The organism is Streptomyces sp. NPDC006435, assembly GCF_040612315.1.
Classification (GTDB): Bacteria; Actinomycetota; Actinomycetes; order Streptomycetales; family Streptomycetaceae; genus Streptomyces.
In genome coordinates, this window is the sequence record NZ_JBEXPY010000009.1 from 23,419 (window position 1) to 36,864 (window position 13,446).

At 73.5% G+C, this 13,446-nt stretch carries 9 protein-coding genes and 1 pseudogene; 1 reads left to right on the forward strand and 9 read right to left on the reverse strand.

The window, feature by feature from the left end; genetic code table 11:
* The 8 genes and pseudogenes from ABZZ04_RS12365 to ABZZ04_RS12400 all read right to left on the reverse strand — a co-directional run.
* Positions 1 to 391, reverse strand: a pseudogene (locus ABZZ04_RS12365) (hypothetical protein); the annotation flags it as partial.
* 524 nt (positions 392 to 915) lie between these two features.
* Positions 916 to 4,044, reverse strand: coding sequence for an alpha-N-acetylglucosaminidase (locus tag ABZZ04_RS12370; RefSeq protein ID WP_356932139.1), 3,129 nt, complete (start codon positions 4,042 to 4,044; stop codon positions 916 to 918).
* A 162-nt stretch (positions 4,045 to 4,206) separates the two neighbouring features.
* On the reverse strand, positions 4,207 to 4,854 hold the full coding sequence (locus ABZZ04_RS12375; RefSeq protein WP_356932140.1) for a response regulator transcription factor: 648 nt from the start codon (positions 4,852 to 4,854) through the stop codon (positions 4,207 to 4,209).
* Entirely contained in the window at positions 4,839 to 6,107 is a 1,269-nt protein-coding gene (locus tag ABZZ04_RS12380) for a sensor domain-containing protein (protein WP_356932141.1), read from the reverse strand. The genes ABZZ04_RS12375 and ABZZ04_RS12380 overlap by 16 nt, the downstream gene beginning before the upstream one ends.
* A gap of 195 nt (positions 6,108 to 6,302) precedes the next feature.
* Positions 6,303 to 6,923, reverse strand: coding sequence for a winged helix-turn-helix domain-containing protein (locus ABZZ04_RS12385; RefSeq protein ID WP_356932142.1), 621 nt, complete (start codon positions 6,921 to 6,923; stop codon positions 6,303 to 6,305).
* A gap of 359 nt (positions 6,924 to 7,282) precedes the next feature.
* Positions 7,283 to 8,317, reverse strand: coding sequence for a glutamine synthetase (gene glnII / locus ABZZ04_RS12390; protein ID WP_356932143.1), 1,035 nt, complete (start codon positions 8,315 to 8,317; stop codon positions 7,283 to 7,285).
* A 165-nt stretch (positions 8,318 to 8,482) separates the two neighbouring features.
* Entirely contained in the window at positions 8,483 to 9,619 is a 1,137-nt protein-coding gene (locus tag ABZZ04_RS12395; protein ID WP_356932144.1) for a hypothetical protein, read from the reverse strand.
* A gap of 16 nt (positions 9,620 to 9,635) precedes the next feature.
* Complete coding sequence (locus ABZZ04_RS12400) at positions 9,636 to 11,135, reverse strand: hypothetical protein (RefSeq protein WP_356932145.1); 1,500 nt, start codon at positions 11,133 to 11,135, stop codon at positions 9,636 to 9,638.
* Between the two features lie 305 nt (positions 11,136 to 11,440).
* On the opposite strand from ABZZ04_RS12400, the gene ABZZ04_RS12405 reads away from it, so the two are divergent.
* Positions 11,441 to 12,352, forward strand: a complete 912-nt coding sequence (locus ABZZ04_RS12405) for a Gfo/Idh/MocA family oxidoreductase (protein WP_356932146.1) — start codon at positions 11,441 to 11,443, stop codon at positions 12,350 to 12,352.
* Between the two features lie 54 nt (positions 12,353 to 12,406).
* On the opposite strand, the gene ABZZ04_RS12410 is transcribed toward ABZZ04_RS12405, so the two are convergent.
* The gene (locus tag ABZZ04_RS12410; RefSeq protein ID WP_356932147.1) at positions 12,407 to 13,378 is read right to left on the reverse strand and encodes a hypothetical protein; all 972 of its coding nucleotides are present in this window, start codon (positions 13,376 to 13,378) and stop codon (positions 12,407 to 12,409) included.
* Positions 13,379 to 13,446 lie beyond the last annotated feature (68 nt).

Sequence of the window (13,446 nt, forward strand, 5' to 3'; positions counted from 1 at the left end):
GGACGTTGCCGGTGCCCTGGCCGGTCTGTGCGCCCTGCTGGAGGACGTTGCCGGTGCCTCGTCCGGTCTGTGCCCCCTGTTGCAGGACATTGCCGGTGCCGCCGGTCTGTGCGCCCTGTTGCAGCACGTTGCCGGTGCCTCGTCCGGTCTGTGCGCCCTGTTGCAGGACGTTGCCGGTGCCCTGGCCGGTCTGTGCGCCCTGCTGGAGGACGTTGCCGGTGCCTCGTCCGGTCTGTGCCCCCTGTTGCAGGACATTGCCGATGCCGCCGGTCTGCGCGCCCTGCTGGACGATGTTGCCCGTGGCGGTGTCGATGCAGGTCGGGGGGAAGGACTGGGTGCAGAGGATCTGGGACGGGACCTGGGCCTGGGGAGCTGCTGTGGCGCTTGCCACGCCAACCCCGCCGGCGAGCGCCGCGATCAAGCTCGACACGCCGATCAGGCGGGGAATTCCTCGCCGAATGCTTCTCATCATGGTGGATTCCTTGCGTGTGAAAGCGGGTTTGAGCTTGCCTGCACCAGCCATCGTCGGGTGCCGGGCGTCACCGCGGCGTGACGTCGGCGTGACTGGGCCCGGTCGACGGCAACCGACCGAGGCTCTCCGCGGGCGGCTGCTCGCGCTCCGGGCGACCGCGGGTTTCCCGCGGACGGCGGTGCTTCCCGGACCCGAACCGGTACCGGCCGTCGGCCGACCCGGCTGCGACCACCACGTGACGGCCCGATGCGCGCAGTCGAGAACAGGAGTCCGACCGAGTGGCGTGCCCGGCCGGGTGCGTACCGTGACAAGCCTCGGGAAGAGGCGCCCGCAGCCGCCGCGCCGCGCCGTCGGGTGCACCCGGACAGCACGCGCGTTCAGTGGAACGGACGAATCGCGCGGGTCATCCGGCCCGCTCGCGGGCGGCGCGAAGGGCCGCGGCCTCAGCCCAGTTGCCACCCGCTGAACTCGACCGTGCCGCGCAGCCCGCTGCCGCCGTTCGTCGCGCTCATGAAGATCCCCACGTCCTGCGCCGTCGCCGTCCCCGGCACGGCGACCGTTCCCACCGTCCGCCAGGTCGTCCCGCCGTCGGTGGAGCAGGAGCCCGTGCACTCGTCCCCGGCCCGGGTCAGCCGGAGCAGCACCGGGGCCCCGACCCCGGTGATCCGCCGGTAGGCGTCCAGGGTGCCGTCGCCGTTCGTGTCGTACGAGAGCACCGCACCGTTCGACGGCGTCACCGCCAGGTTCAGGAACCCGGCGGAGCCCGGCGTCGCGAGGCCGTTGCGCACCACGATCCCCGCCCGCGCCCAGCCCCCGGTGTTCTCCTGCGCGTCGACCCGCACGGTCACTTCCGCCCCCTCGGCCCAGGCCCCCTCCCGGTACGCCGTGCCGAACTGGCTGGTGCCCTTCCACAGGTCCTGGCCCGCCCCGTTGATCGCGAGCCGCCCGCCCAACTGCCCGAAGACCGCGGCGTTCGCCGTGTACGTGCGCCAGCCCGGTTCCAGCGGCGCCGCCATGTACACCGCGCCGCGCCGCAGGTCGGTCACCCGGTCCTCGCCGCGCGGCCCGTACACGGTGCTCAGCCCGTACGGCATCGGCCGCAGCGGAGCGGTCAGCGGCTCGGACGGGGCGGTGACCCGCCAGCGCACCGAACCGGACCCGCCGGCCGCGACCCCGTCGAGAAAGGTGCCGCCCGTCGCGGTGGCGTCGAGGCCGGTGAGCTCGAAGTCGACCCGGCCGGTGGACCGCAGGCCGTTCAGATTGCGGAAGGCGGCCGTCACCGTGCCGGTGCTGCCCGGGGTGAACGCCACCGGATCGGCCGAGACCGTGACGGCGCCCTGGTACGGGGCGGTGGACAGGGTCTCGAAGACCCGCCGCGCCGTGCGGTGGGCATCGCCCGTCGCCCGCACCGGATGGGCGTCGGTCCGGCGGGTCCACTCCTCCTCGCCCGGGTACCAGTCGAACGGCCTCGCGGCCCGGTCCTCCACGAGCGCGTCGGTCAGCTCGTCCAAGTAGGCCTGCCACTGCGGGAGATGGACCTCGGACAGCAGCCCGTGCCAGTCGCGGTTGGCGTAGTTGCTGAGCTGGTCGGCAGCGGTCCGGTCCGCCCAGGTGGTGATCAGGGTGCGCGCCGTCCACTCCAGCCGGACCGCCTCCGCCGGGCTCGTCGCCAGCCGCTTGGCGTCCTCCAGCCACGGTCCCAGCAGGAAGGCCCGGTGACAGCCCGCCATCGCGTCGGCCAGCCGCATCAGCTTCAGCCAGAGCGCGGCGAGGGTACGGAACCGGGCGACGTCCTTGTCGTCCCGGGCGGCCCTCAGCTGCGGCAGCAGGGTCCGGGAACGGTCGGCGAGCGCCTGCCGGGCCAGGTCGGTGAGGTCGTGGCGGTAGGCGTCCGAGTCGCGCAGGGCCGGGCGGACGTCGAGGAGCGCCGCGAACGCCCGGTCGAAACCGGCCGGGTCGAAGGCGGTGTTCACCGAGGCGGTGATGTTCGGGCGCCGGGAGAAGAGCGAGTCGACGGGGCGGCCGTCGGTGCTCGTCAGCCGGTACGCCGTGGCGGCCAGTGCGGCGAAGGCCGCCTCCGCCGCGCTGTCGCGGCCGCCGTAGCGGAACTTCGGGTACGCCCGGAACCACGCCTCCCGGTCCACCTTCTCGGACCGCCAGGCCAGCTCGCCGAAGAGTTCGAGGGCCGCCGGGTCGCGCTCGGTCGCCTCCGGCATGTACGCCGTGCCGACCAGGGCGCTGCCCGGCTTGTCGCGCCAGGCCGTGAACTTCTCCGTCCAGCGGTCGGTGTTGGCCCCGATCGTCGTACGGCCGCCGAAGTTCGGGATGGTGCCGAAGGCGTACGGGGCCCCGCCCCAGTCCTTCTCCCGGTCGGTGACGGTGTCCAGGTCGGAGAGGCCGTCGACGATCAGGAGCCGCCCGGTGTCGATCGCCTCCAGCAGTGCGGGCCGGGGGTTGGCCTGCCAGCCGAGGATCACCCAGGTCGCGCCGGGGTGCGCGGTGTGCAGCGCGGACTCGACGGCGCGGGCGGCGTCCGGCACCGGCACGTCACCGGCGTTTCCGCCCTCGTGCAGCAGGTCCATCTTGAAGTGCGCCGCGGGGCCGAACAACTCCTCCTGGTGCCGGTAGAAGGCGGCGGCCACCTCGGCGAAGACGGGGGTGCGCGGGTCGAGCCAGTCGGGGCGGCGCAATCCGTTCCAGGTGCCCTGCGGGACGACCCGGGCCCCCGGATTGCGGTCCACGAAGCCGTCCGGGACCGTGCCGAAGTAGCCGGGGAACACCGGTGCCATACCCAGTTCCCGCATCCGGTCGGCGATGTTCCGCCCCAGGGCGGCACGCCGGTCGATCAGCCCGGTGCCGAGCGGGCCGCCGTATCCGCTCATGTTCTGGAGCAGCCACCACGGCTGGTGGGAGGGGGCGGGCAGCCAGGCGCGGGCCTCGGCGTCGTCGTAGCCGAAGTCCTGGAGCAGCCGGTGGTAGACGGCCTCCTGACCGGTGGTCACCAGGACCTCGTTGCAGCCGTGCAGGGCCAGGACGTCGAGCATCCGCTCCCAGCGCGGCCAGTCGGCGTACGGGGCGGTGTAGCCGTCGTGGGTGTCGTTGAGCGCGAAGCGGTGCGGCACGGTCGCGGAGCGCTCCACGGGGGTGCGGGGCGCGGGCAGCCGACGGGGCAGCACGGTACGGCTGCCGGCCCACGAGACGACGGCGTCGCAGGTGTACTTGAGGTACCAGTGGGCCCCCGTCAGCGCGGCGGCCGGGGTGGTCGCGGCGATCTCGATCCGCCCGGTGGAGCCGGTGACCCGGAAACGGTCGGGGGCCTGCGCGCCCCCGCCCCGGGGGAGGGCGCGCAGCCGGAACTGGTCCGCGTGGTCCGGCAGCAGACGACGGAGCGCGTCGTGCGCGGGACCGAGGTCCCGGGCGGGGGCGGACGGCGCGGCGACGGCGGACGCGGGGGCGGCGCCGACGGCGGCAACGGCTCCGACCGCTCCGGCCGCGCCCAGCAGCGCACGTCTCGTGAGCCGGGACGGGCCGAAGGGGCGGGAGGCGCTGAAGGGCAGGGAAGGTTCCGTCACGGTCCGCACTCCTCGGTGTTGTTCATGGTGATGCATGCGACAACAGGCGTGTGCGGTGCGCACGTTAATGACGGGAGAGGGGGCGGGCAATGGGGCGGGCGGCGGTTCGTCCCGATCCGGCCCGTTCGGCCCTCACGGGCGTACGGACCGGACCGGTCCGGTTCAGCCCCGGTCCAAGTAGGCGAGCACCGCGAGGACCCGGCGGTTGTCGTCGTCGGACGGCGGCAGGGCGAGCTTCCCGAAGATGTTCGAGGTGTGCTTGGCCACCGCCCGCTCCGTGATCACCAGCTGCGAGGCGATCGCCATGTTCGAACGGCCCTGGGCCATCAGCTCCATGACCTCCAGCTCGCGCGGGGTGAGCCCGCCCATCGGCTTGTCCTGCGACCGCCGGGAGAGCAGCTGCGAGATCACCTGCGGATCCATCGCGGTGCCACCGGCCGCGACCCTGCGCACCGCGTCGACGAACTGGTCGGCGTCGAAGACCCGGTCCTTGAGCAGGTAGCCGATGCCCCCGTTGCCGTCCGCCAGCAGTTCGCGCGCGTACAACTGCTCCACGTGCTGCGACAGCACGAGCACCGGCAGCCCCGGCCTGGCCCGCCGCGCCGCCAGCGCGCACTGCAGGCCCTCGTCCGTGTGGGACGGCGGGAGCCGGACGTCGACTATCGCGACGTCGGGCTCCGACTCGGCGAGCGCCCTGGTCAGTTCGGGACCGGACTCGACCGCGGCCGCGATCTCGAAGTCGTACGCCTCCAGCATCCGGACCAGGCCGTCGCGCAGCAGGAAGAGATCTTCGGCTAGGACAACTCGCAAGGGATCTCCATGGTCACCATGGTGGGGCCGCCCGCGGGGCTGCTGACGGCCAGGACGCCGTCGAATGTACCGAGTCGGCGTTCGATTCCGCTCAGGCCCGAACCCGCCCCGATCCTCGCCCCGCCACCGCCGTTGTCGGTGACGGACATCCGCAGCACGGAGTCCGTGTGCCAGATGTCCACCCGGACCCGGTCCGCCCCCGAGTGCTTGGCGGCGTTCGTCAGCGTCTCGCTCACCGCGAAGTACGCCGCCGACTCGACCGCGGCGTCCGCCCGGCCGGACAGCTCCACCTCGACCTCGGAGTCGAAGGGCAGTCGCAGCGCCAGCGCCCGTACCGCGTCCCCGAGTCCGCGCTCGGCGAGGACCGGCGGGTGGATGCCCCGCACCAGGTCGCGCAGTTCCGTCAGGGCCTCGGCGGAGGACTCGCGGGCCGCTGCCAGGAGCTTCTTCGCCTGCGCCGGGTCCTTCTCGATGAGCGCCTCCACGGTGCCCAGACTCATGCCCATGGCGACCAGCCGGGCCTGGGCGCCGTCGTGCAGATCGCGTTCGATGCGGCGCAGCTCGGAGGCGGCGGTGTCCACCGCCTCGTGCCGGGTCTCGGTCAACCGGTCGATGCGCCGGGCCAGTTCCTGCTCCTGGACGGGGGCCAGCATCGCACGGGTGATCACGAAGTGCAGCCGCAGCAGCGGCTCGGCGAACCGCACGCCGATCGCGAGCAGCGCCACCCCGAGTGCGGCGGCGGCCAGCCCCGTCGCCTGGCTGTCGACCGGCACGAACGCGTACCAGTACCGGTCGTCGGTGAAGACCCGCCACAGGCCCGCCGCCAGGACGAAGCCCTCCAGCGGATAGACGAACAGCCCGACCGTCAGGACCAGCACCACGTAACCGGCCGTCATGTCGACCAGCAGCCAACGGATGTCGCGCCAGGTCGCCGGGTCCTTCAGCATCAGCGTGGTCCGCTCCACCCGCCCGGTGAACCCGGTGCGCAGGTCCTCGGGGAAGGGGCGGTACGGGACCGGGATGCGGATGTCGAACCAGGTGATCGCGAGCAGCCGGCGCCGGTTGGCGTGTTTGCGCACCAGCTCCAGTGTGTGCGGGGTGGTCAGCAGGCCGATGCCCAGCGGGATGAAGACGATGGAGAGCACGGTCCACACGAAGAGGGTGACCGAGCCGGCCAGGCTCGCGAACGACAGCACGAACCCCCGCCCGGCGGCCGACAGCGCACCGCGCACCCGTCCTTTTGTCGTACTCATCGTGGTCCGCCCCCCTTCGTGGGGCCCTCGTGCCGGACCCCGTCGCGCAGACAGTCTCACCCGGCGGGCGGTCCGGGTGTCAGCCGGTCCGACACCCGGTCGGGGTGTACCCAGCAACACCCCCGGCCGGGCACGTGGAACGGCCCCGGACCGGCGGGTGCCGGACCGGGGCCGCTCCACGCGTCCTCGGTGCCGTCAGGGGATGTACTTGTAGCCGACGCGCCGCACGGTCTGGATCGAACGGCGGTGCTCGGCACCCAGCTTGCGCCGCAGCCGGGCGATGTGGACGTCCACGGTGCGCCCGTCGCCCACGTGCCCGTAACCCCAGACCGTGGTCACCAACTGGTCGCGGCTGTGCACCCGGTGGGGGTGCGCGACCAGATGGGCGAGCAGCTCGAACTCCAGGTAGGTGAGGTCGAGCGTGTTCCCGTCCACCGCGGCGGTGCGCCGCACGGGGTCGATGCGCACCGGACCCGCGGCGGGGTCCTCCACCGGGGTCGGCACCACGTACTGGGCGGCCCCGGCGAGCGGGCTTCCGGGGGCGGGCCGCTGATCGGCGGGTACGAGCACCAGGTAGCCGATCATCGGCGGCCGGCCCGGCAGCGCCGGAACGGTGTGCTGGGGTGCGGGCAGCCAGGTGGCGCCCGGCGGCAGGAAGTCGGTCACGTCGACGGGCCGGGCGACCTCGTCGGGGTCGACGGCGCGCAACCGGTGGCGTCGGGGCGGGAAGGGACGGGCGGAGGGGGTGGCCGCAGCGGGGGCCGAGGGCGCCGCGGTGGCGGCGGCAGCGGCGGAGAAGGTACGGGTGTTCGCCATGAGGGTCAGCTCTTTCGCGCGAAGGAGTCGTCGGTGGACGGACTTGCTTGCGCGCGGACCGAAGGCCGGGGTGAGCGGCTTTAGAGGGCCTGCGCGTTCAACGCGCGGCAACACACCCGGTCGAAGTCGTGGTGCTGACGGGAAGGCCAGAACGGTTCGAGGTCGCTGCGACCTGTCGAGATGTACTGGATGCCGACCATGGCCCCATTGAACCAGACAACCGGGCGGCGCAGCAGGCCCCTCTCACCCGTCGGTACGCTCCGCCGTGTTGGCTTCCTCACGCCGGTCCCGGCCGGGCACGGCGAGGGGGTGTTCGTCCGGCCGGACGAACACCCCCTCGCCACGACGGCGCTGCGGGATCAGACCTGGTCGGCCTTCTCCAGCGCGGAGCAGCAGGTGTCGACGATCAGCCGCGTGACGACGTACGGGTCGACGTTGGCGTTCGGGCGGCGGTCCTCGATGTAGCCCTTGCGGTCCTGCTCGACCTGCCACGGGATGCGGACCGAGGCGCCGCGGTCGGAGACTCCGTAGCTGTACTCGTTCCACGGGGCGGTCTCGTGCAGACCGGTCAGCCGGTCGTCGATGCCCGCGCCGTAGTTCTTGACGTGGTCCATCGGCTTCGAACCCTCGCCCAGCGACTCGCACGCGGTGATGATCGCGTCGTAGCCCTCGCGCATCGCCCTGGTGGAGAAGTTGGTGTGCGCGCCCGCGCCGTTCCAGTCGCCCTTGACCGGCTTCGGGTCGAGGGTCGCGGAGACGTCGAACTCCTCGGCGGTGCGGTACAGCAGCCAACGGGCGACCCACAGCTGGTCGGAGACCTCCAGCGGGGACAGCGGACCGACCTGGAACTCCCACTGGCCGGGCATGACCTCGGCGTTGATGCCGGAGATGCCGAGGCCCGCCTTCAGGCAGTTGTCGAGGTGCTTCTCGACGATCTCGCGGCCGAAGATCTCGTCGGCGCCGACACCGCAGTAGTAGCCGCCCTGGGCGGCCGGGAAGCCGCCCTCGGGGAAGCCGAGCGGCCGGTGGCCGTCGAAGAAGGTGTACTCCTGCTCGATGCCGAAGACCGGCTCCTGACCGGCGAACCGCTCGGCCACCGGGCGCAGCGCGGCACGGGTGTTGGAGGCGTGCGGCGTCATGTCGATGTCGAAGACCTCGCACAGCACGAGGATGTCGTCGCCGCCGCGGATCGGGTCCGGGCAGACGAAGACCGGCTTCAGCACCCGGTCGGAGGCGTGCCCCTCGGCCTGGCTGGTGCTCGAACCGTCGAAGCCCCAGATCGGCAGCCGGTCCACGTCCTGCGAGGGGTCCCCGGTGATGATCTTCGTCTTGGAACGGAGCTTGGCGGTCGGCTCGGTGCCGTCGATCCAGATGTACTCGGCCTTGAACGTCACGGAAGCCATCCTTTGCGGGTGCTGCGGTCCTGCGGTCCGGTCTGTCCAGCGCAGCTTCGCAAGACGCGATTTCCCGTCCGTTGCCCGGATGTGAACCCCGTGTTACCGAGGTTTCCCGTCCCGCGCACGGGCCGCGGGCGGACGACGCCGCCCCCGGGACCCGTCCTACTGGACCTTGAGCAGCCACTCGAAGCCGGCCGCGTGGATGCGGCGTCGCATCTCCTTCTTGGTGGTGTTCAGCGACGCGGCCGCCCGCGAGAGCTGCCAGTCCGCGTCGGCGAGCCGGTGCAGCAGGTGCCCCCGCCGGATCTGGGCCTCGGACAGCCGGAACGTCTTCAGGTACGCGACCCGCCCCTTGTGGTCGGTGATCGTCTCGCCGATGTGCTGCCCCTCCCCGCCCGGCCGGAACGGGGGCAGGAACCGCCACAGCGTGAACGAACCCATCCGGTACACCTGGTCGAAGGCGTACGAGCTGTCCAGCAGCTCGCGCGCGAACACGGTGTCGTGCGCCCGCTCCCACTCCAGCTCCTGGCGCCGCGCCGCCGACCGCAGCTCGGCGAGGGTCCGCAGCTGCGCGCCGTCGGAGATCCGCGCCGTGAACTCGGGCACCGGCCCGCCGTACATCGCGTACTGGTGGACCAGCTCGCCGTACAGGTCCTGGAGCAGCGAGGGGTGCAGCAGTCGGTAGTCGTCCGGGTGCGGCACCACGAACGCGGCGGCGAGCACATCGGCCGTGTACACCATCACGCCGCACTGGCCGGGATGGATCTCGAAGGCCCGCAGCGCGTCGTCGAGCCCCTGCACCGTCCACCCCAGGTACGCGTCCTCGGCGCGCGGCGAGAGGCCGTCGCGCAGCGCCTGCCGCGACCACTCCTCCCAGGCGGTCGAGGGCCCGCCGAAGTGCAGGGCGAGATACCCCTCCAGCGCGAGGTGCAGCGGCAGGAAACGCAGCCGGTCGCCGGGCTGCCGCTTGGCCATGCGGTGGTGGCGGTGGCGGTGGAGCCGGGCGGTCCGGGGCGTCCGGCCCCCGGCCGGGGAGCCCGCCGGGGCGCCGAGCTGGGTGCCGTACGCGACGCTCTGCTCGCCCTCGCCGGACCAGTCGGCGACGAAGCCGTGCGGAATGACCGAGACGTAGTGGTCGCGCGGCCCGAGGTCCACGACGCCGGGCACGGCGTCCAGGTAGAGCTCCTCGTGCAGCCGGAGCCCCTCGACCGGCTGCTCGCGCACCAGCGGCACCAGCCGGACGCCGCCCCACACCTGGGCGGGGCGGGTGGTGAGCCCGGTCAGTTCGAGCCTGTTCACGATGCGGCTCCCGTCCTCACGATGCGGCTCCCGTCCTGTCCTCGGCCACGAAACGCGCGACCTGCCGGTCCAGATAGGCGTACAGGGCCGCGGGTCCCGTGCGCCCCTCGGCGAACTGCGCGATCTCCACCAGCGTCGGCAGGTCCTCCGCGTCCCGGATGCCCGCCGTCGGCACGCTCGGCGCGAGGCGCCGCACGTCGAAACCGTCCGCGTCGTATACGGGGTTCACATGCACCACCTCGGTGCGCCGGTCCGGGTCGAGCCGGGTCCGCCACACCCTGAGCACCTCGCCGGCCAGTCCGGGCGGGGCGTTGTCCCAGCCGTCCGAGACGATGACCAGCCGGTCGGGGCCGAGCTCCAGGGCGTCCAGCACCCGGGTGCCGAGCGGGGTCGCCCCCCAGGGCCTGGCCAGCAGCGGATCGGTGCGGCCCGAGGTCCACAGCGGGGTGTACCCGCCCGGCGCGGCCAGCGCCTCCAGCAGGTGGTGGCAGGCCAGTGCCACGGCGAGCGGACGGCGCCGCTTCTCGCCCGAACCGTACGAGGAGTAGCTGTCGTCCAGCACGGCCGCGACCCGGCCCCAGCTCCCGGCGTGCGGACCCGCCGCGCGCCGTGCCGCCGTGCGCAGCGCGCGGGTCAGCTCCGCGCGGTGGAGCCGGCGCTCGTCGAGGTCGAGCGACAGGACGTACAGCGCGAGCCGGGTCAGCGGCATCGCGGTCAGGTCCACGTCGGCGGGCAGCAGGCCGGTCGTGTCGGTGCGCTGCCGCTGGGTCCGCAGCCGCTCCAGCCGGGTCATCCGGGGTGCGGCCCGCTCCAGGAGCACCTCGCGCCTCATGCCGTGCCGGGCGGCGAAGCCCTCGGCGACGGTGAACGGCAGCTCCGTGACGGCCCGCTGCTCGTAGTGGGCGCGCCGCCAGGCGTCGAGCAGTTGGTGCCGGTAGTGGGTGCGCAGTCCCGGCCGGAACAGGAAGTCCCCGACCTCGGCGTCCTCCTCCGGCTCCCCGGCCGCTTCCGGCCGCCCGGCCCCGTCGAGCCGGAGGTGGGCGTGGCGGGCCGCGGCCTTCAGACCGGAGCGGTACTTCACCGCGTCGTGCGCCAGGTCGGGCCGCGCGGCCAGCCAGTCGCGCATGATCGCGCGGGTGCGCCGGTTGTTCACCCCGGCCGCGCGCAGCGCCCGGAACAGCCGGTACACGCGCTGCGGCGGCAGCTTCGCCAGCCGGGCGGCGATCAGCCGGCCCTCGGTGCGCTTCTCCCCGGGCGTCGCGTCCCCGGCGTGTTCCAGCAGCCCCTGGACGATGCGCGCCGCGTTGTGGTCGTTGATGTCGAGGGCGAGCGCGCAGGCGTACACCCGGCGGTAGTTGACCCGTACGTACTCGTGCAGGAAGTCCAGCGAGAGCTGCTGCTGGTACGCGGTCGAGCGGAACTCGCGCTGGCCGGTGGCGGTGATCGCCGCGTTGACGAAGAGCAGCACGTCCTCGGCGGCGACGAGCCCGGCGTCGGTGCCGGTGCTGGTGGACATGGTTCCCCCGTGGTGTCGCGCACCGCCCGGTACGGGGGCGGTGGGGTGCCGGCCGGGGAATGGGGGCGCGAACAGCGAAATCACTGCTTCAGAGGCAAGTCCCGGAAGTCGCGCCGGAGTCCCGCGGCCGGCCCCGCAAACGTAGCCATGAACGCCGCCCCCGGCCAAATGGATATGACCGGCGACGGCCGCCGTTCCGGGCGTCGTTCCCGGCGGCGTGCCGATCCGCCGTTCCGATCCGCCGGGACGGGGCCGGTCGGCGGCTCAATACGGGGCGGGCCCGGTCCACCCGGCAGACTTGCCCCATGACGACACTTCCCCCGACCCCCCTGCGCATCGGCCTCGTCGGTACGGGGCCCTGGGCCCGGAACACCCAGGCCCCCGCCCTCGCCGCCCACCCCGGCGTCGCGCTCAGCGGTGTGTGGGGCCGCAACGCCGGGGCCGCGGACGCGCTGGCCGCCGCGCACGGCACCACGGCGTACACCGGCGACGCGGGCATCGACGAGCTCTTCGCCGCCAGTGACGCCATCGCGTTCGCCGTGCCGCCGGACGTCCAGGCCCCGCTCGCCGCCCGCGCCGCGGCCACCGGACGCCACCTGCTGCTGGACAAGCCGGTCGCGACCACCGTCGCGGGGGCCGGCGAGGTCGCCCGCGCCGTCGAACAGACGGGGGTCGCGTCCGTCGTCTTCTGCACCTTGAGGTTCGCGGCCGACACCTCCGCCTGGATCGGTGAACAGGCCGCCCTGGACGGCTGGTTCACCGCCCGCGCCGAGTGGATCGGGGCACTGTTCGCACCGGGCTCGACCAGCGAGTACGCCGCCTCGCCCTGGCGTCGCGAGAAGGGCGGCCTGTGGGACGTCGGCCCGCACGTCCTGTCGGTCCTGATCCCGGTGCTGGGCGACGTGACCGGGCTGACCGCGGCACGCGGCCCGTCCGACGCCGTCCACCTGATCCTCCGCCACACCTCCGGCGCGTCCAGCACGGTGACGCTCGCCCTGGGCGCCCCGACGGGCGCGGTGGGCACCGGCATCGAGCTCCGGGGCGAGCAGGGAGTCGTCACGCTGCCGCGCTGGGGCGACGCGGTCGGCTCCTTCCGGGCGGCGGTGGACGCGCTGATCGAATCGGTGCGCACGGGGGAGCCGAACCCGTGCGACGTACGGTTCGGCCTGCGGCTCACGGAACTGCTGGCCGAGGCGGAGAAGCAGGTGGGGGAGTAGGGGAGCGGAGGAAACCACGGCCCCGGCCCCGGCCCCGGCCCGGCGCCCCGGCCGTCACATCAGTACCGGGCGGAGCTCCAGCCACGCCGTCACCTCGGCCCGCAGCGCCGGTTCCCGCACGCCCCTGCGCAGCTGGGCACCGGCGGCCAGGGCCAGGGCCTTGACCCGCCGGGACCGGTTGACCGCCACGAGGTGCTCCCGGGTGTACGCGGTGGTGCCCCTGATCGCCACCTCGGCCCGGGACACCGGCATGGCGTCGAGACACATCCGGACGGTCTCGTCCGGCGGCAGCAGCTCCCGGCCGGCGACCTCCAGCGCCGCCTCCGCCCGGTCCAGCACCCCGGCCGTCCGGCACTTCCCGACCAGCCAGAGCGCCAGCTCCGCCCACGGACTCCCCACCCGGTCCGGCCCCTGGGGGGTCCGCCGCAGGCAGGAGTCCAGCAGGAACCACCACCAGCGGGCGCACTCCTCCGCGTCCTCGGGCCCGCGGCGCGCGGCCCACCGCTCCCGCCCGTCGGGGTCCAGCCCCACCAGGTGCTCCGCCCAGCTCCTCCCGGCCTCCGGCGACCAGGCGGGCGTCGCGTACCGGGGGCCGGTCCCGAACCACGTCGGTGCCGAGATCTTGAGGACGGCCCCGGTGCCCTCGTCGACGAGCAGACCGACCCGGCTGTCCTCCCGCACGAAACGACGGCATCCGAGCCCGTCGGGCGTCACCTCGGTGACGGGGAAGCCCGCCCGCCGCAGCTCCCGGTCCAAGTCGTCCATCAGCAGGGGCACTTCGAGCCGATGGGCCTGCACCATGACGTAGAGGCCGTCCCAGGGGTCCTCGGGCGAGAGCCGTTGCCAGGCGAACTCGGCGAGGTCGTAGCAGCGCAGCCGCCGCCCCCGCTCGAAGCTCTCCACGAAGTCGTCGCCGAGCAGTGCCGTGACCTCGTCGGGCGTGGAGGCGGCGTCGGCGCCGCCCACCGTTCCGGTGATGACGAAGTCGCTGAAGAAGGCCATGGGGAAGGGGCCGGGCCGGGACATGGGGTGAGGTCTCCGCTTCGTGGGACGAGCCGGTTCGTGCGGTCGGTCGGGCGGTGGGGCGGTACGGG

Bases quoted from the DNA above. Each gene is read 5' to 3' on its own strand.
- ABZZ04_RS12405 (WP_356932146.1), top strand. From the start codon at position 11,441: ATGACGACACTTCCCCCGACCCCCCTGCGCATCGGCCTCGTCGGTACG.
- ABZZ04_RS12400 (WP_356932145.1), bottom strand. From the start codon at position 11,135: ATGTCCACCAGCACCGGCACCGACGCCGGGCTCGTCGCCGCCGAGGAC.
- ABZZ04_RS12385 (WP_356932142.1), bottom strand. From the start codon at position 6,923: ATGGCGAACACCCGTACCTTCTCCGCCGCTGCCGCCGCCACCGCGGCG.
- ABZZ04_RS12410 (WP_356932147.1), bottom strand. From the start codon at position 13,378: ATGTCCCGGCCCGGCCCCTTCCCCATGGCCTTCTTCAGCGACTTCGTC.
- ABZZ04_RS12380 (WP_356932141.1), bottom strand. From the start codon at position 6,107: ATGAGTACGACAAAAGGACGGGTGCGCGGTGCGCTGTCGGCCGCCGGG.